General features: G+C 52.0%; 18 protein-coding genes, 2 pseudogenes and 2 riboswitches. Of the genes and pseudogenes, 14 read left to right on the forward strand and 6 right to left on the reverse strand.

Annotation, left to right across the window (positions count from 1 at the left end; all coding sequences use genetic code 11):
• Nucleotides 1-28: 28 nt before the first annotated feature.
• Nucleotides 29-122: riboswitch (cyclic di-GMP riboswitch) on the reverse strand.
• A 99-nt stretch (nt 123-221) separates the two neighbouring features.
• Nucleotides 222-308: riboswitch (cyclic di-GMP riboswitch) on the reverse strand.
• A 375-nt stretch (nt 309-683) separates the two neighbouring features.
• The 10 genes and pseudogenes from NYE48_RS01150 to vanT all read left to right on the forward strand — a co-directional run bounded on the left by NYE48_RS01150 (nt 684) and on the right by vanT (nt 13,779).
• Nucleotides 684-1,610, forward strand: coding sequence for a carbohydrate ABC transporter permease (locus NYE48_RS01150; protein ID WP_036711136.1), 927 nt, complete (start codon nt 684-686; stop codon nt 1,608-1,610).
• Nucleotides 1,611-1,625: 15 nt separating this feature from the next.
• Complete coding sequence (locus tag NYE48_RS01155; protein ID WP_036711138.1) at nt 1,626-2,465, forward strand: carbohydrate ABC transporter permease; 840 nt, start codon at nt 1,626-1,628, stop codon at nt 2,463-2,465.
• A 150-nt stretch (nt 2,466-2,615) separates the two neighbouring features.
• On the forward strand, nt 2,616-4,013 hold the full coding sequence (locus tag NYE48_RS01160; RefSeq protein ID WP_340996341.1) for an ABC transporter substrate-binding protein: 1,398 nt from the start codon (nt 2,616-2,618) through the stop codon (nt 4,011-4,013).
• A 41-nt stretch (nt 4,014-4,054) separates the two neighbouring features.
• A complete protein-coding gene (locus NYE48_RS01165) occupies nt 4,055-5,902 on the forward strand; it encodes a cache domain-containing sensor histidine kinase (protein WP_340996343.1) in 1,848 nt (615 codons plus the stop codon).
• Nucleotides 5,877-7,472 (forward strand): AraC family transcriptional regulator, encoded by a 1,596-nt coding sequence (locus NYE48_RS01170; RefSeq protein WP_340996345.1) that lies wholly within the window; start codon nt 5,877-5,879, stop codon nt 7,470-7,472. The genes NYE48_RS01165 and NYE48_RS01170 overlap by 26 nt, the downstream gene beginning before the upstream one ends.
• 17 nt (nt 7,473-7,489) lie before the next feature.
• Nucleotides 7,490-9,277, forward strand: a complete 1,788-nt coding sequence (locus tag NYE48_RS01175) for a hypothetical protein (RefSeq protein WP_340996348.1) — start codon at nt 7,490-7,492, stop codon at nt 9,275-9,277.
• 50 nt (nt 9,278-9,327) lie between these two features.
• Nucleotides 9,328-10,468 (forward strand): annotated as a pseudogene (locus NYE48_RS01180) (glycoside hydrolase family 88 protein).
• A gap of 184 nt (nt 10,469-10,652) precedes the next feature.
• Entirely contained in the window at nt 10,653-11,726 is a 1,074-nt protein-coding gene (gene vanG, locus NYE48_RS01185) for a D-alanine--D-serine ligase VanG (RefSeq protein ID WP_340996350.1), read from the forward strand.
• Nucleotides 11,723-12,586 carry a D-alanyl-D-alanine carboxypeptidase family protein gene (locus tag NYE48_RS01190; RefSeq protein ID WP_340996352.1) on the forward strand — a complete coding sequence of 288 codons (864 nt, stop codon included), beginning with the start codon at nt 11,723-11,725 and terminating at the stop codon, nt 12,584-12,586. Before vanG ends, NYE48_RS01190 begins: the two co-directional genes overlap by 4 nt.
• Nucleotides 12,583-13,779 (forward strand): serine racemase VanT catalytic subunit, encoded by a 1,197-nt coding sequence (vanT, locus tag NYE48_RS01195; protein WP_246536819.1) that lies wholly within the window; start codon nt 12,583-12,585, stop codon nt 13,777-13,779. The genes NYE48_RS01190 and vanT overlap by 4 nt, the downstream gene beginning before the upstream one ends.
• A 141-nt stretch (nt 13,780-13,920) precedes the next feature.
• On the opposite strand, the pseudogene NYE48_RS01200 reads toward vanT, so the two are convergent.
• From NYE48_RS01200 to NYE48_RS01215, 4 genes and pseudogenes are all read right to left on the reverse strand, one after another.
• A pseudogene (locus tag NYE48_RS01200) lies at nt 13,921-14,115 on the reverse strand (DapH/DapD/GlmU-related protein); the annotation flags it as partial.
• Nucleotides 14,116-14,168: 53 nt separating this feature from the next.
• A complete protein-coding gene (locus NYE48_RS01205; protein WP_036711143.1) occupies nt 14,169-15,251 on the reverse strand; it encodes a hypothetical protein in 1,083 nt (360 codons plus the stop codon).
• Between the two features lie 244 nt (nt 15,252-15,495).
• Complete coding sequence (locus NYE48_RS01210) at nt 15,496-16,689, reverse strand: transposase (RefSeq protein WP_016311143.1); 1,194 nt, start codon at nt 16,687-16,689, stop codon at nt 15,496-15,498.
• A 130-nt stretch (nt 16,690-16,819) separates the two neighbouring features.
• The gene (locus tag NYE48_RS01215) at nt 16,820-17,392 is read right to left on the reverse strand and encodes a hypothetical protein (RefSeq protein ID WP_340996363.1); all 573 of its coding nucleotides are present in this window, start codon (nt 17,390-17,392) and stop codon (nt 16,820-16,822) included.
• Between NYE48_RS01215 and NYE48_RS01220 the strand changes: the two genes are divergently transcribed.
• A complete protein-coding gene (locus tag NYE48_RS01220; RefSeq protein ID WP_120463466.1) occupies nt 17,342-18,643 on the forward strand; it encodes an IS1380 family transposase in 1,302 nt (433 codons plus the stop codon). The genes NYE48_RS01215 and NYE48_RS01220 overlap by 51 nt on opposite strands.
• 135 nt (nt 18,644-18,778) lie before the next feature.
• Here NYE48_RS01220 and NYE48_RS01225 read toward each other — a convergent pair whose 3' ends face one another.
• The gene (locus NYE48_RS01225; protein ID WP_340996366.1) at nt 18,779-19,558 is read right to left on the reverse strand and encodes a hypothetical protein; all 780 of its coding nucleotides are present in this window, start codon (nt 19,556-19,558) and stop codon (nt 18,779-18,781) included.
• A gap of 214 nt (nt 19,559-19,772) precedes the next feature.
• On the opposite strand from NYE48_RS01225, the gene NYE48_RS01230 reads away from it, so the two are divergent.
• The 3 genes from NYE48_RS01230 to NYE48_RS01240 all read left to right on the forward strand — a co-directional run bounded on the left by NYE48_RS01230 (nt 19,773) and on the right by NYE48_RS01240 (nt 22,307).
• Complete coding sequence (locus tag NYE48_RS01230; RefSeq protein ID WP_340996368.1) at nt 19,773-20,219, forward strand: alanine racemase; 447 nt, start codon at nt 19,773-19,775, stop codon at nt 20,217-20,219.
• Between the two features lie 386 nt (nt 20,220-20,605).
• Nucleotides 20,606-21,418 (forward strand): MerR family transcriptional regulator, encoded by an 813-nt coding sequence (locus NYE48_RS01235; protein ID WP_341000583.1) that lies wholly within the window; start codon nt 20,606-20,608, stop codon nt 21,416-21,418.
• Between the two features lie 124 nt (nt 21,419-21,542).
• Entirely contained in the window at nt 21,543-22,307 is a 765-nt protein-coding gene (locus tag NYE48_RS01240) for an SDR family oxidoreductase (RefSeq protein ID WP_340996369.1), read from the forward strand.
• 145 nt (nt 22,308-22,452) lie between these two features.
• On the opposite strand, the gene NYE48_RS01245 is transcribed toward NYE48_RS01240, so the two are convergent.
• Complete coding sequence (locus NYE48_RS01245) at nt 22,453-23,211, reverse strand: DeoR/GlpR family DNA-binding transcription regulator (RefSeq protein ID WP_340996371.1); 759 nt, start codon at nt 23,209-23,211, stop codon at nt 22,453-22,455.
• Between the last annotated feature and the right edge of the window lie 226 nt (nt 23,212-23,437).

The raw sequence follows: 23,437 nt of genomic DNA on the forward strand, positions 1-23,437 counted from the left end.
TGCTTCCGGAAAGGAGCGAGGCTTTCAAATTGGTAGCTGGCTAGCGTGGCGACGATCATGCAATCGCGTTAGCTCCTATAGCTTTGCGCCCCCATTTTTCAATGGGTTTGCCTTTGTCAATAACGGAGTCGAACTTTGTAACCGCAGGGCGCCATCAAGCGCCAAAAAGCCCTTCTTACCGAAATAAGAAGGGCTATGCATCATAAATAACGCAGTCTTATGTCGGCAACTGGCTGGCATGGCGAAAAATCGCGTTAGCCCCTGTAGCTTTGCGTCCCCATTTTTCAATAGGTTTGCCTTTATCATTTTTAGGATGGAAAATAAATCTATAATCTACCATTATATTAAGTCCGCTCGATTTAATAGTCAAGAAAAAAGTCTAATTCGCTAGAACTATGGATCATTGTAGCGAGCAGACCCTTTTTCCCGGTATGCATGGCGAAATATGGCGGATATCGTGACGTTGGACCGGCGGATCGGCAACAGGATACTCGGCGGAGACCAAACCTCCCTTCGTTTCGTTGCTGAGGTCATGACACTGTTCCATGCGAAAAGTCAAAATCGGAGCGAATCTGATCAAAATACCGTCAAAGCGCTGGCGGTGTTTTTTTTATACTTAATTTACAGGAAAACTTGAATCTATCAGGAAGTCGAGGTGTTACGCATTGGAACCAACGAGGGGGATGCCCGGGGCCAACAAGCCTTTATCCGTCCGGGAGCGCAGGTTACGGACGCTGCGGCGGAGCGAAACGATATCCGGGTTTTTGTTCGTCAGCCCGATGCTGATCGGCGTAACCGTCATGGTGCTGATTCCGATTATCGCGACGCTGCTGCTCGGCTTTGCCGATTGGAACTTCGTGCAGGGATGGGACGGGATCAAGTGGGTCGGCCTGGATAACTTCCGAACGTTATGGCAGGACGAGATGTTCCGCAAATCGCTGCTGAACAACATCGTTTTTTTGCTGACAGTGCCCGTTTACATGCTGATTTCCATGGTGCTGGCCATCCTCATCGACCGCTATGTGTATTTTAAGGGATATTTTAAGGTCGCTTATTTTGTTCCCTACATTTCAATGACCGTCGCGGTCGCGGTCGTATGGCAGGTGCTGTTCCAGCCTTCCTACGGACCGATCAACGAGCTGCTGAAATCGATCGGCATCGCCAATCCGCCGCAGTGGATCGCCGACCCGAACTACGCCCTCATCTCGATCATGATGATTTCGGTGTGGATCTCGATCGGGTTCAATATGATCGTCTACATCGCCGGGCTGCAGTCGATCCCGAAGGATTTGTACGAAGCCGCGGACATCGACGGCGCGAACGGCTGGACGAAATTCCGGAGAATCACGTTTCCGCTCCTTTCCCCGACTTCGTTTTTTCTGCTGGTCACGGGCATCATTTCGACCTTCAAAGTATTCGATATCATCGCGGTCATGACGCAAGGCGGGCCGATCGGGTCGACTTCGATGCTGGTGTGGTATTTGTACGATACCGCCTTCGTGAACCTTAAGGTCGGTTATGCATCGTCCATCGCCGGCGTGTTGTTTGTCCTGGTCATGCTGATTACGCTCGGCCAATGGGCCGCCCAGAAAAAATGGGTCAACTACTAGGAAAGGAGTGGACATATGCCAACGTCTCGCGAGTTTCGGTGGAGCCGAACCGTCGTCACCCTGTTTATGTTTGCGGGGAGCATCCTGTTCCTGCTGCCGTTCGTCTGGATGCTTGTCACTTCCTTCAAAATGGAAACCGACGTTTTTACGTATCCGATTCAATGGATTCCGAAAAAATGGAACGCCGTCGCCAATTACAAGGAAGTCTGGTTCGGGGGTTATCCGTTTTACCTCTATTACTGGAATTCCATTAAAATCAGCGTGCTTACCACGTTAACCTCATGCACGGTGTCGGCCTTGGCCGCCTACGGCTTTTCCAAGATCAAATTCGCGGCCAGTTCGTGGCTGTTTATGATCGTGCTGGTCACCTACATGATTCCGGGGCAGGCAATCCTCATTCCGCAGTTTATTTTATACCGCAACATCGGGCTGTTCGACAGCCATTTCGGCATGATCATCCTCGGCAGCTTCAGCGTGCTGGGCACCTTTATGCTGCGCCAGTTTTTTATGGGAATTCATCAGGATTACATCGAATCGGCCAAAATGGACGGCGCCGGGCACGGACGCATTTTCCGGTCGATCGCGCTTCCGCTCGTGAAGCCGGCGGTGGCCACCTACGCGATTTTGCGGTTTATCTGGACCTGGAACGATTACCAGAATCCGCTCATTTTCCTGCGGACCGACAAGCTGTTCACCCTGCCGCTGGCGATGCAGAAGTTCACGTCCCTGAGCGGCGAATTTTATTCCCTGATCATGGCGGCGGCGGTGTCGGCCATCCTTCCTTTGCTCATCGTATTTATCATCGGCCAGAAAAACGTCATTGCCGGCATCGCCATGGGCGGCGTCAAGGGATAGTCCGCGCAAGGACGGAAAGTCAAAATAGTTGAAAAACCGGTCAATATAGTTCCATCGCTCGATCGGGCCGGATTCTATAATAATGCTATATGAAAGCGTTGTATTAACAGGCTTTTTGCAAAGCCGAACTATAAAGGAGGGTTATCCGGAATGAGAAAAAGAGTGTGGGCCGGAGCCGTTTCCGGCATGCTGCTGCTAGGACTGCTTGCAGGCTGCGGAGGGGGCAGCGCAAAAACCGCGGAAAACGGGGCCGAACCGAACGGGCAGGCGGCGGGGGAGAAGGGGGAAGGGAACGATAAGGTGAACCTGAGGCTCTATACGTACGGCACGGAGGAAGCATACAACTGGAACAAGACGCTGCAGGCTTACGAAGAAAAGAACCCGGGGGTGAAGATCGAGCTGGTGCAGCTGAGCGAAAAAGGGGACACGCAGGAAGCGATGAAAAAGCTGGACCTGGAAGCAGCCTCTTCGGCCCAGATGGACATCCTCATGTTCAGCGACGCCGCCGGTTACGCCCAGCGCGTGGCGCTTGGCATGGCCGAACCGCTGGACGACTACATTGCCAAAGACGGGTTTAATGTGGAGGAAGACTATAAGGTCGACACCCATTTGGGCGATAAAGTGTACGCGCTGCCGGGGAAATTCAACCCATGGTACGTGATCCTGAACAAAGACCATTTGGAGGAAGCCGGACTTGCGGTTCCGACGGATTGGACTTGGGACGATTTTGCGGACTACGCCAAAAAGCTGACAAAAGGCGAAGGCGCCCAAAAGCGCTACGGCACGTATTTCCACGGTCCGCAGGGCGGAGGCTGGATGGAATTTTTGAAGCTCAAAATGGAAAACCAGCCGCAAAACTCCGAGTTTTTGAAGGCCGACGGCACCTCGAACCTGGATGACCCGAACTTCAAGGCAACGCTGGAACTGCGCGTCAAAATGGAAAAGGAAGACCAGTCCTCGGTGCCTTACACCGACATGATCTCGCAGAAGCTGGCGTACCGGACGCAGTTTTTCAATCAATCGGCCAGCATGCTGCTGATCGGAAGCTGGATGAACACGGAGCTTGGCGGCACGGAAAAGGTACCGCTCAACTTCAACGTCACCGTGGCGCCTTTCCCGAAAAACAACCCCGGGGATGAAAAAGGGCTGACCCCCGTCACGACGGACTATGTCGCGGTGGCGGCCAAATCGAAGCATAAAGAGGAGGCCTACCAATTCGTCCGCTGGTACACGACGGAAGGCCAAATCGTGCAGGGGAAAAACATCCCGGCATGGAGCAAGGTGACGAATGACCAGGTGGCGAACATTATCGATACGATCTTGTCCGGCACGAAAAGTCCGGAGAAGGTGGACAAAAAGGCGCTGGTGGATACGCTGATCGCGTCCAAAGCCTCCGCCATCATTCCGCCGGCAACCTACCAGAGCGAAGTGTACAAGGCGATCAACGAAGAATACGAGAAGCTGATCCTCGGCAAACAGGACATCGACGCGACCGTCAAAAGCGCGCAGGAACGGGTTCAAAAAATCATCGACTCCAATAAAAAATAAGATATAATATCCCGAAAAGGGGGCGCTTCCCGCCCCCGCTTTTGCATATTTGGGGGGGGAGCGCCTTAATCAAACGCATCCGCGGGCTTGCGCCGACGTCGATCCGCCGCAAGCTGATGCTCGCCATGGTGGTGTGCGTTCTCGTTCCGGCATCGCTGACACTGATCATCTACAATTCGCTGACGCAGCAGGCCGTCAAAAAACAGGCCATCGCCAACGTGGAGGATTCGCTGATGCTGGTGCACGGCTCCGTGAGCAACCGCCTGAAGAGCATGCTGAACATTGCCAATTACATTCAAATCAATTCCGGTTTGAGATCTTATTTCAAGCTGGTCGCTTCCGGGAACGACGAGGGGACCGAATACGACAAATTTACGGAATGGAACCGGGTGCTCGAACAGCTCGACAGCCTGACGGCCGCGGGGGAAAAGAGCTACGTGACCGTCCTGCTGTCGAACGGGTCCTATTTCATGAATTATTCGGTAAGCGATTACAATCCCTTGAACATTCTAAAAACGCCTTGGTTCGAGCATTTAAAGGAACTGAATGGCGTAGAGTCCTACTGGATCGGCCCGGAGCCGACCGTCTATAACTACGACAAGTTCGACCATCCCTACCAAATTTCCGTGGCCCGCACGCTGCGGCTTGACGGCACGGAGATTTACGGGTATGTCGTGGTGACGATGATGGAGGATCAGCTGCACCAAATTTACGGGGATCTGTCTGCCGATCAGAAGGTGCTTCTCCTTGACGAAAAAGGCGTCATCATCTCCAGCGCCGATCCGAAGCAGGTGGGGACCGTTTTCCCGTTCGCCGATGCGGACGGCAGCCGAAAATCGACGTCGATTCGGACGATCGAAGGCCAAAAGCATCTGGTCTCCCAACATAACGTGCTGTTCACGGGCTGGCGGCTTGTCCTTGTGCAGCCCTATCAGGATGCGATCGTCAACATCAGCTCTATTTTTAACCGCGTCTTTATCCTGCAGCTTATGTTGTTTGCGTTGTTCACGCTGCTGTTTATCGCGCTCATCCGGGCGTTTACGAAGCCGCTCGTTCGCCTGGGCAAGGTCACGTCGGCGGTTCAGCGGGGCAACCTGTTCGTGCGTTCGGGCGTGCGCGGCAACGATGAAATCGGGCGCCTCGGGCTGCTGTTCGACCAGATGCTGGACCGCGTGCAGGACATGATCAGCGAAATTTCGGAGACGCAGGCACGCAAAAGGCGGGCGGAGCTGAACATGCTTCAGGCCCAGATCAATCCGCATTTTCTGTTTAACGTGCTTAATTCCATCCGAATGAAGGTGATGCGTCGCGGCGACCCGGAAAGCGCGCAAATGATCGGATCGCTGTCCATCCTGCTCCGGATGACGATCAGCCGCTATGAGGACGAAATTTCCCTGCATGAGGAGATCGATCTGGTATCCCATTACGTGGGGCTCATGAACATGAGGCAGAAAGCGGAGGTGGCGCTGGTCACGGACATCGCTCCCGAAGCTTTTTATATTGGGGTTCCCCGGTTCGTGCTGCAGCCGATCGTGGAAAACGCGATCATTCACGGGCTGAAGAAGCAGGGCGGGGAAATCCGGATCCGGGCGCAGGTCGAAGCCGGTTTCATCAAGCTGTCGATCGAGGACGACGGGCAGGGCATGGCGGAAGCCGAACGGCTGCGCGTTGAGGGCAAGCTGCGGAGCCGGGAGACAGCGGAACGGGAGGCGGACGGCGGAAATTTTTCCGGCATCGGCCTCGAAAACGTGGCCGAGCGGATGCGGCTTCTTTTCGGGGAGGCTTTTCGGGCGGATGTGTTCAGCCGCCGCGGCGAAGGGACCGTCATTGAAATGCATATACCGTTGAGGGAGGGATTGCGGGATGTATCAGGCGATGCTGGTGGATGACGATTATCCCGTCATCGAACTGTTGTCGGAGATCATCGACTGGGGCGGACTCGGCTTTAAGCCGCCGGGTACCCATGAAAACGGGGAAGATGCATGGGAAGAGGCGCGGAAGCAGCCGCCGGACGTGCTGATTACCGACATCGGGATGCCCCGGATGAACGGGATTGAGCTTATCGCCAAGATCAAGGCGGTCAAACCGGATGTGAAGGTCGCGATTTTATCCTGCCACAGCGAGTTTCAATATGCGCAGCAGGCGATGCGCCTCAACGTGCAGGATTACTTGATCAAAGATGCTTTGGACCCGCATGAGCTCTCGCGGCTGCTGTCCCGGTTCAAGGAGATGATGGACGGCGAACGCCGGACGGGCTGGGAGCATACCCGGATGAAGCATCTCATGGACGGAACTCGGGAGCTCCGCAAGGAGCAATGGTTCAAGAACTTCATCCACCAGCCGCTGCTGGCTGAGGACAAACGGCGTGAAGAAGCGGAGGAGTACGGCCTGTTTCAGGAGGGAACGTCATGCTTGCCCGTCATCGGTTTCGTGGAGGATTACCGGCAGGTGAAATACCGGTTTGCCTCGGATCAGACGCTCCATTTTGCGCTCGGAAACGTCATGAACGAAGTGCTGCGCGAGAGCCCTCTTCCCGGCCTGCATGTCGGTTACGATGTGCGTACATCGCTGCTGCTGTTTTCCTACCGGGCCAGCCTGAAGGTGAACATCCATGACGAAGCTGCGGCTTGCGTCCGGACGACTCGGGAGACCGTCATGCGCGTTTTGAAGATTCCCATGTCCTTTATTTGCGGCAGCGTCAGCCGGGGACCGGCGGAACTGAAGCAGGAACTGAACGAGCTGCTGGAAAGCCGGGAACAGCGCTTTTACCTGGAACGGGGTGAAATCGCGAAGAAGGCCCGACCTGCCCCGAAGTCTTATGAAAGCAGCTTGTTCGCTTACTATGACCAGGCTTGTTCGGAGCTTAGGGACGCGCTTTTGCGAAAGGACGAAACGCAGCTCCGGAAGCTGGTAGACGGGTGGATGGAGCTCATACGACGGGGCAAATACCCTGCCGAAACCGTCAAGGACTGGACGCTGAAGCTGCTGCTGAACGTCAAGCTGAAGCTGCATGCGCTCCCCCGCCTGACGCCCTCCAATTCCGCCGACATGCTGCATAAGGAAGCCGCCGATCTCGACTCCTTGCACGACCTTCGCGGCTGGCTTATCGCGCATTTGGAGTCCCTTGCCCGCGCTCAGGCCGCTTCCGTCCGCCCGGAAGTCACCGAGGCGTGCAACTACGTGGCGCTGAGGCTTGGCAGCCGCATTACGCTGGATGAGGTAGCCGCGCATTTGCATTTGAATCCGAGCTATTTCAGCCGGTTATTCAAAAAGGAAACCGGAATGACCTTCATCGAATACGTGACGAAGCAAAAAATGGAGCGGGCCAAGGAGCTGCTGGACGGAACCCGGTTCAGCGTCGGGGACATTTGCGAGCAGCTCGGATATGACAATCAAAGTTATTTCATTAAAACGTTCAAACTGCACACGGGTCAGACGCCGGTGGGATACCGGGGATGAAAAGGGAGGGGACGAAAGTGGCGCATTTGCTGGAGATCGTGAAAAATATGGAGCCTGTTGATGAACGGCTGTACACCCGGAATTTGAATGCCGCCGATGTGCGGCATTATTTTTCTGAAGCCGATTGGCTGCAGGAGGAATGGAAAGAAATCGAAGCGGAAGGGGAGCGGCTGTTGCAGGCTTGTACGCCGGAACTGACCTATACCCTGTTCGATTTGTACGCCAAGACGGGATCAAGACGGGAGTACGAGCAGGCCTATTTCGAACGGCGCCGGAGGTTAAACACGTTTGCGCTGCTGACGCTTCGGTCGCCGGAGAAGTATCTCGATCCGCTGCTGGATATTTTGTGGGCGATATGCGATGAGTACAGCTGGTGCGTTCCGGCCCACCTGCCCGACCGTCTGGCTGACAACGAAATCGATCTGTTTGCGGCGGAAACCGGGTTTGCGCTGGCCGAAATTTTCGTCCTGATGCAGTCCCGGCTTCCGACGCTCATACGGGATCGAATCCGGAGCGAAGTGGAGCGGCGGGTGCTGACGCCCTTCCTTGCGCATGGCCCTTATGCCTGGGAAACCGCGACCCATAATTGGTCGGCGGTATGCGCGGGATCGGTCGGGGCGGCTGCGCTGCTGCTGGAGCAGGATGCCGGCAGGCTCGCGGATATTTTAGCCAGAACGGAACGAAGCATGGAATATTACCTTTCCGGTTTCGGTGCGGACGGGGCGTGCCTGGAAGGGATCGGGTATTGGCGGTACGGATTCGGTTATTTCATGTATTATGCGGAGTTGCTGTCTGCAAGAAGCAAGGGCCGGCTGGACTGGTTCCGGCGCGAAAAGGTGGCGCAAATCGCGGCCTTCCAGCAGAAATGCTTTCTGTGCGGAGATCAAGTCGCCAACTTTTCCGATTCCCATCCACGAAACCATGTACATCTGGGGCTGTCCCACAAGCTGGCGGAACGGTTTCCCGGCGTGACGCCGCCGCCGGCGCGGCTTCGGGCGCCGTATACGGAAGACCATTGCAGCCGCTGGGCGCCGGCGCTGCGCAATCTGCTATGGACGCGGAACGGGATCGGCACGGACGATTGGGAGAGCGGAAGCAGCTATTTGCCTGATGCGAAGTGGCTCGTGGCAAGGCATCGCAGCGGGGGAGGCGTGTTTGGTTTTGCGGCCAAAGGCGGCTGCAACGACGAGCCGCATAACCATAACGACCTCGGGCATTTCATGCTGGTCGCGGAGGAAACGGTTTTTTTATGCGATCTCGGCGCCGGGGAATACCGCAAGGGTTACTTCGGCGATGAGCGTTACGTCTACGATTGCAATGGCTCCCAGGGACACTCGGTCCCGATCGTTAACGGCAGCTGTCAAGCGCCGGGCGCGGAAAGGCGGGCGGACGTGCTCGAAGCGGCGGCAGGCCCGAGGCGGGACCGGTTGAAGCTGGACATTTCCGGGGCTTACCCGGACCAGGGGCTTGAGGCGCTCGATCGTGATTTGGAGTGGGAGAAGGGGGAACTACCTTCCCTGAAGTTGGTGGATGAGTTCCGTTTTACGCTTCCGCCGGAGTCGATCGCGGAACGGTTCGTCACGCAGATCAAGCCGCAGTTTCAGGATGACGGCAGCATCATTTTGATAGGAGCGGGCAGACGTTCCTTGAGGATCGATTTTGATCAGGATTTGTACCGGGTGGAAATGACGGAGCACAGCTTTACGAACCATTTCGGGGTGGACGAGGGGTGGTACGGCATCGATTTTCATGTGCTGCGCCCGGCTATGAACCAGCGGCTCGAATTCGCTTTTCGTTTCGAATGAGCCGCATGGGTTTTTACCAATTTGCAAGTCAACAGATGGGAGATGAGTGAATGGTCGGGACAGAGAGTAGGCCGGAATGGCTGGAGGAAGCGTGGTCTAAAGCGTTGGACAAAACGCGGTTGAACGCAAGCCGGATCGGGGCGGCATTTCCGCATGCAAGCCATGGGGGCCAATACACCCGGGAGCAGCCCTATTGGTGGACGGCCGGGTTCTGGCCGGGCCTCCTATGGCTGATGTATAACGACTGCGGAGACGCCAAATTCAAGGAAATTTGCGAGACGTGCGAGGATCGGCTGGACGAAGTGCTGGACGGATTTGCGAGGCTCGACCACGATCTCGGCTTTATGTGGACGCTGACGAGCGTAGCGTCGCATAAGCTGACAGGCAAGGAAATCTCCAAAATCCGCGCGCTGAAAGCGGCCAATTACCTGGCGGCGCGCTTTAACCTGAAAGGCCGGTTTATCCGGGCATGGAATCCATGGTTCGAGGGCGAGGACAACCGGGGATGGGCGATCATCGATTGCGCGATGAATATGCCGCTGCTGTTCTGGGCTTCCCATGCGACGGGAGATCCGCGTTACAAGCATATTGCCGAGGCGCACATGGATACGGTGCTGGAGCATTTTATCCGGCCGGACGGCTCCATCTATCACATCGTGCGGTTCGACCCGGATACGGGGGTATTCGTCGAAGGCGTCGGCGGGCAGGGGTACGACGCCGATTCCGCCTGGTCCCGCGGCAACGCCTGGGCGATTTACGGTTTGGCGTTAGCTTATCATCATACCGGCAAGACCGCTTACCTGCACGCGGCCCAGAAGGCGGCGCAGTTTTTCCTGGCCAGGCTGCCGGAGGACCACGTGCCGCACTGGGATTTCCGCGCGCCTGCGGAAGAGGAGGCGCCAAGGGATTCTTCCGCCGGTGCCTGCGCGGCCAGCGGGATGCTGCTGCTCGCCGGGCTGTCGGGGGAGACGGAGGCGCCCGTCTACCGGAAGCCGGCGATCCGGATGCTGGAGTCGCTCTACCGGAATTACGGCACATGGGATGATCCGGAGGAAGAAGGGCTGATTCTGCATGGCACGGGCAACCTGCCTCAGGGGCAAAACACCGGCGTGCCGCTGATCTACGGCGACTATTTTTACGTGGAAGGATTTGGCGCGCCTTCGGAATAAGGGTCTATTTTATTGGGAGTAAGGAGCTTGGGGGAGCGGGCGAGGAAGCCCGTTCTTTTTTTCTTTAGGTTTCTTAAGTTTTCCTTTATCAACGTTTATTTTTCGTTTCGAAACGCTTAATTTCCCCTCCTTATAATAAAAACATCTTAAGCGGGCGGAACGGCGCAAGGCCTGATGCCCGGAAGCGATGAACGGGGGAGAACCTGATGAAATTAACGCGGAAAACGACGGTCGCGGTATTATTCGGCGGCTGCTCGACGGAATATGGCGTATCGCTGCAGTCTGCGGCTTCGGTGATCGATCATTTGGACAGGGATAAGTACGACTTGGTGCTTGTCGGAATTACGCAAGAAGGCGTGTGGCTCCGGTACGGCGGCGGCACGGACGACATCCGGGAGGACCGCTGGCAGCAGCATTCCAGCTGCATTCCGGCATTTTTGCCGCCAAGCCGGGACATGGCCGGGCTGGTGGAGCTGGTCGGCACGGAATACCGCGTGACGCCGGTCGATGCCGTGTTTCCGGTGCTGCATGGCAAAAACGGCGAAGACGGCACGGTGCAGGGCTTGCTGGAGCTGTCGGGCATTCCGTTTGTCGGCTGCGACACGTTGTCTTCGGCGGTATGCATGGACAAGTCCATTGCAAGCAAGCTGGTGAAGCTGGCCGGCGTGGATACGGCGGAGTCGATCGTCGTTCATGCCGGGGATGATCTATACGGCGCGGTCAAAAAGGCTGAGCCTCTGGGGTTCCCGCTGTACGTGAAGCCGGCCCGTTCCGGCTCCTCCTTCGGCATCGCCAAAGCTTACGACAAGCTGGAGCTGATGGAAGGCATAAGGTCCGCCTTGTTGCATGACGATAAGGTGGTCATCGAGCAAAACGTTCCCGGTTTCGAGGTCGGCTGCGCCGTGCTTGGGCATGCTGCCGATCCCTTGATTGCCGAAATCGACGAAATCGAGCTGCACGGCGAATTTTTCGACTATGAGGAGAAGTATTCCCTTGCGACGTCCACGATCCATCTGCCTGCCCGAGTTTCGGAGGATGCGGCGGCCAGCATCAAAGAGGCGGCCAAGCTTATTTACCGCACGTTGGGCTGCACGGGCCTGGCCCGGGTGGACATGTTTGTCTGCCCGGACGGGCGCATCGTGTTTAACGAAGTCAATACCATGCCGGGATTTACGGCGGCCAGCCGGTACCCGAACATGATGCGCGCAAGCCATATCGGCTACCCGGAGCTGATGCACCGTCTGATCCAGCTTGCGTTATCCAAGGAGGCAAGAGCATGATGGTTAAGCGAGCGATACGTCTGCAACCGAAAATGGTCCATCGCGGACCTCTAGTGCTGGTGAACAGGGAACATCCGCTGCAGCATGCGATCCACTCCAGTTATTTGGCTTCCGTTGAGGGGGTCGCCCGGGCCAGCACGGAAGAAGCCTGCATGCGCCTCGAGCGGACATGCCTGCGGCAGCTGAAGGCATTGCTTGCGGCCTGCGGCGGCGCAGAGGCCATCGGTATCGTCAGCGGTTACCGGACGCGGATGGAGCAACAGCGCATTTACGACCAGTCTTACGCAGCCAACGGGCCGATTTTTACGGCCAGCTATGTCGCGCGGCCGGGCGAAAGCGAGCACCAGACCGGACTCGCCGTCGACGTCGGGGAAATGGACGCGGGCGTGGATTACATCTGCCCGTCGTTTCCGGAGGACGGCGTATTCGCGGAATTCCGCCGCAGAGCCGCGGAGTTTGGTTTTATCCAGCGATACCGGGAAGGGAAAGAGCATCTCACCCATATCGCCTGCGAGCCGTGGCATTTTCGTTACATCGGCGTGCCTCATGCGATCATCATGGACCAATATGGGATGTGCCTTGAGGAGTATACCGAATATATGCGGCAGTTTAGGCCTGACGGACCGCATCTCTTCAAAAAGTACAAGGATCATTTGATCGAGATGTTCACCGTGGAGGTCGGAGAGGAAGGAGCCGAGATTGCCGTCCGCACGGAGCCGGGTGCGAAAGTGGAGATCTCGGGCAACAACGTCAATGGATGCGTCGTCACGATTTATCATGAATGCAAGGGGCCAGGAGGCGCGTCCGGTCCGGAACATGGAACAGGCCTGGGGTTCGGGAAGGAGCAAGCCGTCCGATGAAGACCTGGGCTCTTATGGACCGGCTGCTGATGCTGCTTATTCCGATGGCGGGAAAAAAAGAAGCCCCAAGCCGCGGCCACCGCGCTTGGGCGGAGATCAACCTGACCCATCTGAGGCATAACGCGGCGGAGCTGAAGCGGGTGCTGCCGCCGCAATCCCGGATCATGGCCGTCGTCAAGGCGAATGCTTACGGGCATGGAAGCCTTGAAGCCGCGCGGGAGCTGAGCCGGGAAGGCATTGCCCACTTTGCCGTCGCCGAGATCGGGGAAGGGATCGCCCTGCGCAAACATGGCGTACGCGGCGACATTCTCGTTTTGGGTTACACGTCTCCGGAGCGAGCCCCCGAGCTTGCCCGTTACCGCCTGACCCAAACGATGGTCAGCAGGGAATACGGCGAGGCGCTGAATGCGTATGGAGTGAAGCTGAACGTGCACGTCAAAATCGATACCGGCATGAACCGTTTGGGCGTGCCGTGTCATGACCCGCATTCGATCATGGCATGTTACCGGTTTTCGCACCTGAACGTAACGGGGACGTTCAGCCATTTGTCCATGTCGGACAGCTTGGGGCAGGCCGAGACCCGTTTTACGCAGCAGCAGCTGGACCGTTTTGAACTGGCGATCGGGCAGCTGAGGGAGGCGGGGATCGATCCCGGACTTGTGCATATCCAGAGCAGCTACGGCATCCTGAATTACCCGGAGGTGAGCTGCGATCTGGTCCGTCCCGGCATCGCGCTGTACGGACTGCTGAGCCGCGAGGAAGACGAGGTGCGGACGAAGGCCGATTTGCGGCCCGTCCTTTCCTTAAGGTCGGTTGTGACTCAAGTGAAAGAGGTAAAAGCCGGCGATCCGGTGGGATACGGACGGAACTTTATTCCTTCCTGCGACCTTCGGATCGCGACCGTGTCCATCGGCTATGCCGACGGGATTCCGAGGTCGCTTTCCGAACATGGCGGGTACGTGCTCATTCGCGGGCAGCGGGCACGCATCGTCGGCAGCATCTGCATGGATCAGCTGACCGTCAACGTGACCTCCATCGCCGGCGTCCGGCAGGGCGATCCGGTCACGCTCATCGGACAAGACGGGGCGGAGACGATCACGGCCGGACAAATCGCCGCGCGGTGCGGCACCGTGGCGAACGAGATTCTAAGCCGCTTGGGCAGCCGGTTGGAGCGGGTCTATCGATACGATTAAGATGGACTGATAAGTTTCTTTTTAGGGTTCGATATGAGAACAAAAACGGATCTTTCCTTGTCGCATCCGGCAGGGGAAAGGTCCGTTTTGTTGTATGTGTGCATATTTCGCCTATTCACGAAGGGCTAGAAAATCCGCATCCTATACGTCGATGTTTTTGATCACTCTTGCCGGATTGCCGCCGACGATCGTGTTGTCCGGAACGTCTTTCGTGACCACGGCTTCGGAGGCCACCACGACGTTATTGCCGATCGTGACGCCCGGATTAATGACGGCTCGTCCGCCGATCCATACGTTGTTGCCGATCGTGACCGGTTTGCCGTACTCGGGCCCTTTTTCCTTTTCTTGTCGTATAATATTTGATGTTTTTTTCCGTATGTTATGTGAACTCATTTCACAGAAGCAGGATATGAAGAAATAATAGTTTTACCGTCTTTGTATTCTAAAAAGTAGGCAACTTTTAAATTTGAATTATAGCTAATAAATTTACTTCCCATCGCCCACTTCTGATTTTTCAGTATTGACTCTCCAGTTGATGAATACAATGACCATGTTTGTTTGGCCAGATCACCTACAAAAAGTTGACTATTGTTAAAAACAGTTACCCAACCCGATTCTTTATCTTTATCCTCATTAAAGAATGATTGCAATGATTTAATCTTATTATTTGTACTAACATTGATGATCCTATAGAATACTTGAGAATCTGTTGGTTTTGGTCGATTAGCACTAGCCAAGACTGATTGATATGTGTAAGAATTGAAAATTGAAAGTTTGTTACCCAAAAATTTGAATTGGAAATCTGTATTGAAATCTTTGAAAAAAGATTCCTTCTTTGTATATAGATTTATAGTCTTAAGAAAATAATCATCGATACCGATACCTTGTCCAACATATTTAATAGCTAAATTTGGGTATTTTTCAAAATCCCAATCCATGACACTCACACTTTCATATCCCTTATCTACAACTTGGGCATTATAGGTGACAGTTGGCTTTTTCCAAGGGTATTCATACAAATTAAAAACATTTTTGGTTTGCACCATAATTCTCTCATTCACTTTTCCTGTTGGAGCAACCCATTTTAATTTATCACCCGTATCTTTCATGGGGATTTCAGTTTTTGAAAGTAAATTTCCCTTAAAGGAGAACACACTTTTTGTGATCTTTGTAGGACTAATTTTTTTTAAAAGAATAAATTTTTCCGGGTTTTTAATAACTCCTAAATCCAAAATGGGATTTGAGTCACTTGATAAATTGATCGAATTATTTGTTTTAACGTCTACTAGATCGACTTTATTAGAAACGCGGTCCAACAAAACTACTGTACTCTCGTTGAGTACAAAAATATCAGTCGTATCAATTTGTGGCAACATGACATTTGAGTTAGCGAAAGATTGATTCGAAAATAAAACAATTCCTAATATCATAGAAATTAAAATAGCCATTTTTTTTGTGAACATCATGAACATTTAGTATCCTCCACTTCTTATAAGTTGTTTTATACTATAAACACAAAAACAATGACAATAGTTGCTGATTATTAAAAAAAATTCCGCAACTATTGTCATGAATTAGTAATTGAGTGTTTTGCATAATTCCGTTTCAGAGAAGAAGCGATAGCATATTCACTGTCGTTAAGGGGGAATTTTCGAAAATGGTATTATATGGATGAAGAAAAGGGCAGACTTGCAGAATTTTAGAACAGCTCGTTTTTTAAGCGGCAGCCCGTTTTGAATGATGAGAAACGGCGAGCGCAGATGCAAGCAGAACAATGGCATTCAAATACTGGTGAGTTGTGACTTTCTGAATGCCCCGGACATGTGCGGCGTCTGCCGTCAAATAGGTTTTCAATCGGGAGTTGCAGCGTTCTACGCTGGTTCGTTCATTGTAAAGTTCCTTCCAACGCTTTGTATCCCGATGAGGGATGCTGTATCGCCGGAGATCATCCTTCGCATTTACTTTGACGACCATTCCATAGTTTGAAGACGAGCAGGCAGCCATGCCAAGCGGACAGTCGACTTTACCCGTGGCATGCGGGCAGCGAAATTTATGCATATCGCCGTCAACTCCCCAGTATGTCATCGCATAACCCATGGAACAGCACGGTGTTCCGTTCGAGGTCATGCCAGCAGGCGGTTCCTTCTCCCCCCGAAGATTAAGGGGAATGATGGCTTGTGCCTTGACGTTGCGGGCGGCCTCATAAACTTTCATTTGGTCGTAGCCCGCATCGAGTATGAAAAATCGTGTGCTCGTCCTGGACGCTGTTTTCTCGATCAGGCCCGGCGCCATTTCTCCATCATTGACATGCGCCGGCGTTACTTCCAAGGCGATCGGCAATTCACTTTTCGTATCGACCGCCAGATGAATTTTGTAACCAAACCATGTGATTTTATTGCCGAAGGAATCAATTTTTGCGCCCCAGTTCGCATTACCCGTTTGCTCGCTTTTGCGTTTGGGCTGCTTTTTCTCGTAAGCGCGGAGAGCGGCGCTGTCTATGGCGACGTTACTGCCTTCTATGATACCTTCCTGCTGACAGCGTGTGACCAAATCCTCAAAAAGCCGTTTTGCCAAGTCCTTTCTCGTCAGTTCTGAGAAAACTCGGCTTAATGTGGATATGGAAGGAGCTTCTCGATCCAGCGGAAGACCACACTGATAACGAAACCGGAGATCCGTATCCAAACGCTTATGCAACCCTGAAAAGGTACTTATTCCTTCAAGCGGCGCAGCCAAGAGTGCTCGTAGAATACCTTGTCTGCAGTATCCCTCAGCGCCTCGGGGTGAACGGCTTCTCAGTTCCTTGGCATACGGTCTCAGATCGAGAGAGCTGAAGAAGATCGGCAATCTCTCCTTGGGTTGAATTTTTAAAAGTTCTTCGAAGGAAAACAGACATTCTTGGAGAATATACAAAGTGACTTCCTCCATCCTTGAGGTTTTTGGGTTTGGTCACTTGAAAACTTCTCCAAGTTGGGGTGAAGTCCCTTTTTTATGTCCGAAAATCCTTACGGCTCAAGGCCTCAGATTACTGCAAAACGCTCAATTAATATATTTTATATTGTTCATCCCTATCTGTAGAGCTAATAACATTTTTTATATAGTCTATTGATCCGCCATGACTCCAAGTATTTTCAATCAAGCCACTAACATTTCCTGGATATACTGTTGAAGCACCATTTTGAGTAAGAAAACGGTAATTACCCCAATTCGCGTATGATGTAAAAGGGTTTTTGAACTTTCCTGAGGTTCCCTTTGGCATTGCTATTGCAGTAACGCGCTTTACTGATTTATTTGAAGCCTTGTAATCAGGGAACTGAATAACGTATAAGGTACTATAGCCAATCTGATATGTTATAGTCAAAATAGGGTCAGGATCTTCATCTTTCTCTGCTAATTTGTAGAAGACCTTATAACCATTTATTGTTTTATTTCCACTACCGTAATTCTTTGTATAATCCTGAATTTCGAAAGTAACATCGTCTGAAAAACAAGAAAAGGGCTCCAATTCTTTGGTAGAATGGTGTTTGTCCAGAACATCACCTACAAAGAAAGGAGCACCTTTTAGATGAAGTCTACCACACCCGTCAGCAAAATCAAGACCGAATTTACCTTGCAAAACGCCTCAAATGTTGGAGGAAGCAAAATCTTTCTGGAATATCTCGAAAAAATCAAGCTCGGTAAGGCTTTGCAGAATTTAAATTGTACCAAGCAAGGCAATTCCCTGTTCCCTGTTTTCCGCATCCTGCTCTATCTCATTGTCGGCTGGATACTCGGATGCGAACGCCTCTTTCATTTCCGCAGGCTGCAACATGACGCGCTCATCCGGCGGTTTCTCGGCGGGCGCTGTCCGCATCACACCCTGCTGTATAAGGAACTGGATCGACTCAGCAAGACCCGCCCAACCTTAACGCTGGATTTGCGAAAGCTGAATCAGCAGATTATTGCACCCTGTCTGCCTTCTGAACTCATCGTGGACCTAGACTCCACGGTAGAAACGGTATACGGTCACCAAGAGGGGGCGGCAGTCGGCACGAATCCCCACAAACCCGGACGTAAAAGTTACCATCCGCTGATGGCGTTTGAGGGCCAGTCGCGCCTGTGCCTGAATGCAGTACTGCGTGCTGGGAATACGCACGCTTCCACCGATGCAGCCGCCTTCCTCCGTCAGATCTTTGAGTTGCTTGGTGACCGTCCGGTAAAGTACGCCCGGTTTGACAAGGGATTTGGCGGCGAAGACTTCTACAGCCTATGGGAAGCCAAGCGAATCGGGTATGTCGGGAAATTGAAATGGACGCAGCGACTTCAGGCCGAAGTAGGGCGATGCCGCTACTGGAAGCGGTTTGTCGATGAGGATTGGGTCATCGAGGGGATCACCCTGATCTACCAAGCCACCTCATGGAAGAAACCGCGCCGCGTTGTGGTGATTCGTAAAGCGCAGGTGTTTGACGGCGATCAAGCTCGGCTTCTCCTCGATACGGACTGGCATTACGAAGCGATCGTCACCAATCTCGAGTGGGAGCCGATCGACCTTTGGCGCTTTTACAACCAGCGTTGCTGCATGGAGAACTATATCAAAGAAGCCAAACGCGGCTTTTCCATCGATCGAATCGCTACCGGTGACTTTACCGCTAATGAAATCGACCTGCTCATCAAGCTGCTCGCCTACAATCTCTACGAGAGATTCAAGCGAGACTGTTGCGAACCGGTCCATCAAGGGTATACGATTGCCCGGTTCCGTCTAGAGTTTTTCCACTGTGCAGCTACGATGATTCAGCATAGCCGACAAGTCGTTCTGAAACTGGCTAAAGATTTCGCGAACCGCTGCGCCTGGCAACGTATCGCCGCCAAAGTCGCTGCCTTAGAATGACGTTTACCACAAATTAACATGGAAACCGTTTAGCCCTGTCTTATGGGGAGGGGGAAAGACTACCCTCTTTTCAGAATCGTCGCGTAATCCACTGGGTATTTCCCTGTTTATTACAGTTGTTGCCTACTAATCCTGCTACAAACTGGCCACCATTATGGGCTTTCGAAATTCAGGATAATCAAAATAATACTCTTCACTGTCTTTTTCGTTTCCAGGTTGGGTTATAACTTTGTGAGATGCTCTTGCATGAAATAGGGGGAACCAGCCTTTTCCTTTTGAACCATTATATGTACCAAAGCCAACTTCTGCAATTCCTGTCTCTCCATTATCTATACCAGTGTATAAATACGCTGATTCTCCATCAGTATTTGCAAAGTTATAGCCTGGCAAAGTCACATCATCGGCAACACCGCCTGTAAAATTTAAACTTCTTGTACTTGTAGGAGTTTTTAATCGATGAAAGGCTCCAGTATCCGCACCAGCAGGTGTCGGAATGGTATCTTTCAAAACTGACTGAATCGAAACATCTGATTTAGTTGCCATTGAAGGAGAAGCAATTTCATTTGAAACAGTAAAAATATACTCGACGTCTCGTGTTTCTTTTACAAAATTATTAATTACATTACCTTTTTCAGAACTTTCAGCAGTGGATAATTGCCCCGAATCATCAAACTTCATAAATACAATTTCTGCGTTTTTCAAATCCTCAACATTATTTCTTGTCTCCTCGTCAAGTGCGTGTGTGATTCCAAAGGATTGCAAATTAGAATAGCCTCGTAGAAGAAGTTCTTGGTTGATTGCTTCAATTCGGTACTGTTCAAAGTCAATTTTTGATTCGTCTGCATAAACATTTATTGGTGAGATAGAAACCAACAATGTTGCCGCCAAAGAAAGTTTAATAAATTTCCCTTTCAAAATAAAATCCCCCTTATATGTTATAAATTACATTTATCATAATAGTATATATTTGTAAAATATTCAATATGTTTCTGTTTATTTTCCTAAAAGTCAATATGGAAGATTTATAGTGTCGACTTTGGTGTGTTATAAACGGCACTTTATTATAAATTAGGAATATGATTCACTAGTTCATGCCACTTCAATGGACTTATTAGATCTGCATTTACTAATGAGCCGTGAGGAAGACGAGGTGCGGACGAAGGCCGATTTGCGGCCCGTCCTTTCCTTAAGGTCGGTTGTGACTCAAGTGAAAGAGGTAAAAGCCGGCGATCCGGTGGGATACGGACGGAACTTTATTCCTTCCTGCGACCTTCGGATCGCGACCGTGTCCATCGGTTATGCCGACGGGATTCCGAGGTCGCTTTCCGAACATGGCGGGTACGTGCTCATTCGCGGGCAGCGGGCACGCATCGTCGGCAGCATCTGCATGGATCAGCTGACCGTCAACGTGACCTCCATCGCCGGCGTCCGGCAGGGTGATCCGGTCACGCTCATCGGACAAGACGGGGCGGAGACGATCACGGCCGGACAAATCGCCGCGCGGTGCGGCACCGTGGCGAACGAGATTCTAAGCCGCTTGGGCAGCCGGTTGGAGCGGGTCTATCGATACGATTAAGAGGGCTGATAAGTTTCCTTTTAGGGTTCGATATGAAAACAAAAACGGATCTTTCCTTGTCGCATCCGGCAGGGGAAAGGTCCGTTTTGTTGTATGTGTGCATATTTCGCCTATTCACGAAGGGCTAGAAAATCCGCATCCTATACGTCGATGTTTTTGATCGCTCTTGCCATGGAACCTTTTTGTCTACCTTTAATTCCATGAAGTTCGGCCTAAACGTTGCCCTATGAAAGGAGACGAAAGATCGGTTAGAGGTTTTGCTGAATGAAAGATCGAAGTAATTAGCAATCGCTTGAATGCAAGGGGTCATATAAATCGGTTTTTTGGAATGAAATGATTAGTGGTTTAATCGACCTAAAGAAAGGAGAGGGCTTAAGATTTTTAAGATCGGTACATTTTCTAAACTAAGCCGGGTATCTGTCAAAACATTGCGTTATTACGATCAGCGGGGATTGTTGCAGCCGGACACGATCGATCCGTCTTCCGGTTATCGATATTATTCAGCGGAACAACTGTTAGTCGTGCAACGAATCATCGATTTAAAGAACCGGGGGTTTACGCTGGAAGAGATCAAGTCCCTATTGGCTGAAGATGTCTCTCCGGCGGAAGTGAAAAAATCTTTGACGGCCAAGCAGCTGGAACTGCAGCAATTCATCGAGGAGGCACAAAGCCGGTTGAAGGAGATCAGCTCGGGGCTGGAGCGTATTCGGGATTTAGACGACCCTTCACCGGCCGCCCCGATCGTCATTCGAAACGTAAAATCCCAGCTTGTCGCATCCATTCGCGATACGATCCCGCGCTCGCACTTATGTCTCCTTTTGGATGAAATTAAACAATATGTGCGTGAGCATCAGGAGGATGACAACCGCTCTTTAAACGTTCAATGGCATAACAACGACGACGAAGAGGATTTGATCGATGTAGAAGTCGCTTTGCCCGTTGCAAAGCCTATTCCGGGCAGTGACAGGGTGAACGTTCACTTTTGGCCGGAATTAAAGCAAGCTGCCTCGCTGGTTCATTGGTGCGACCCGTATCATTCCTCCTGTTCGGCATTGGCTGAGCTTGCGACATGGATATCGTCCAACGGATATCGGCCAAGCGATGCCAAACCGATCCGGGAAATTTATTTGACGGCAGATCAAGATCTGTATGGGAAACTCCGGAGGGCTGAATTGCTCATTCCGATTGAAAAAATATAAAAAGCCGAATCTTTCATTGTTCCGTGCAAAAGGAATGATGAAAGATTTTTTTTTGGACGTGTTGACTCTCCCCTATGGTGGAGGGTGTAGAGTGTCATTAATCAAACAATAAGGAGTGGTACAAATGAAACGTTTGGAAGGAAAAGCAGCATTAGTAACCGGGGGAAGCCGGGGCATTGGCCGGGGCATCGCGCTGCGGCTGGCAGAAGAAGGGGCTCTGGTTGCGGTCCATTACGGCAATCGTTTTGCTGCAGCGGAGGAAGTGGTTAGTACCATCGAAGCAAACGGGGGGCAAGCATTTGCTGTGGGCGCAAACCTGAACTCCGTTGCGGGTGTTGAAGCATTGCTTCAATCGCTAGATGGGCAGCTTGTAGAGCGAACAGGCAGTCATCATTTTGATATTTTGGTCAACAATGCCGGCATCGGTACTTCAAAAAATCTTGAAGAAACAACGGAAGAATCTTTTGACGAAGTATTTGCCGTTAACGTCAAAGCCCCGTTTTTTCTCGTACAGAAATCGTTGTCTCGTCTGCGTGATCAAGGACGGATCATTAACATATCCTCTGGAGTGACTAAAATTGCTATGCCGGAATTGATGGCTTATAACCTTACCAAAGGAGCGATCAATACGTTCACCTTTCAACTGGCAAAGCAGCTTGGACCACGAGGCATCACAGTCAATGCGGTTCTTCCCGGTATCGTCGATACGGATGTGAACGCATCCTGGCTGTATACTCCGGAAGGGCAACGGTATGCAACGGAAATATCTGCACTGGGGCGCATTGGGGAGCCCTCGGACATTGCCGACATCGTTGCGTTCCTTGCATCCGTCGACGGGCGATGGGTTACGGGCCAGATGATCGATGCTACGGGCGGATCCCATTTATGATCCATCCCTTTGTCTGGAGTCATAATCCCTACTAAATAATACAAAAATCCGATTCCTTCGTTGCGTCTAAGCGGAATCGGATTTTGCCTTTTTCGCCGTGAAGGCTCCACTATATGGGTTCCATACCTCAGGCAGCATGTTCCGTTCAGTCCGCAATGACCAGGTTCGTCCCCGTTTTTTTGAATTTGGACAGGTAGCTGCGATCCAGATGCGCATCCGTCACGATCGTGTCGATCCGCTCCAGGGGCGCGATGGCAACCGTGACGTCTTTGCCGAATTTGGTGCTGTCGGCCGCGACGATGACCTCTTTGGACAGCTCGATCATTTTTTTGCGCGTGACGGCCTCCTCCAGATTATAATCCGAAATGCCCCTTTCGATCGTGATCCCGCTGCAGCAGATAAAAGCTTTCCGCACGTTAAGCTCGTGAAAATTGAAAATATAATCGAATGCGACGACGGACTGCTCTTCCTTCCGGATTTTGCCCCCGATGATGATCAGCTCGGCATCGGTGTCCATCAGCTCCTGGATGACCGGTATGGAGCAGGTAATGACCGTCAGGTTCTTTTTATCCTTGATGTATTTGGCAATTTGATAGGTCGTCGACCCGCTGTCGATATAAATGCAGTCGCCGTCCTGAATCCACTCGCTGCATTTGCGGGCGATGTGCTCTTTTTCTTCCAAATGGTTGACCATCCGCTCGTCCATCGACGATTCCCCGAACCGGTCCGCAAGTTTGATGCCCCCGTAGATTTTTTCGATTTTCCCCCGGCCGGCAAGCAGGTTGATATCCCTTCGGAGCGTATCGACGGAAATGCCCAGCTCCTCGGTCAGCTCCGTTATTTTAAGCACTTTTTTGACGGTTAATAGGTCGAGAATTTTCTTTTGCCTCTCCAATGGCAGCATCGCTTTCACCCGCTCATCTATGACGTTGGCGTTTCGAACCGAAACAATTCCAGTGTACGTTCAGCCTCCCTGGGATTCAATAGATTTTACATAGATCACCATGTTTTATCGTTAGAGTAGGGATAGAGTTAGTCAAGAGTTATGAAATAGTTATGCATAATTTACGCAAAATTTACAAGCTCGCGCATCTCGGTTGACATACGGTTTTTATACTGGGGTTGTGTTT

The sequence above is a fragment of the Paenibacillus sp. FSL M7-1455 genome (genome assembly GCF_038004655.1).
Taxonomy (GTDB): Bacteria; Bacillota; Bacilli; order Paenibacillales; family Paenibacillaceae; genus Paenibacillus_AQ; species Paenibacillus_AQ cookii.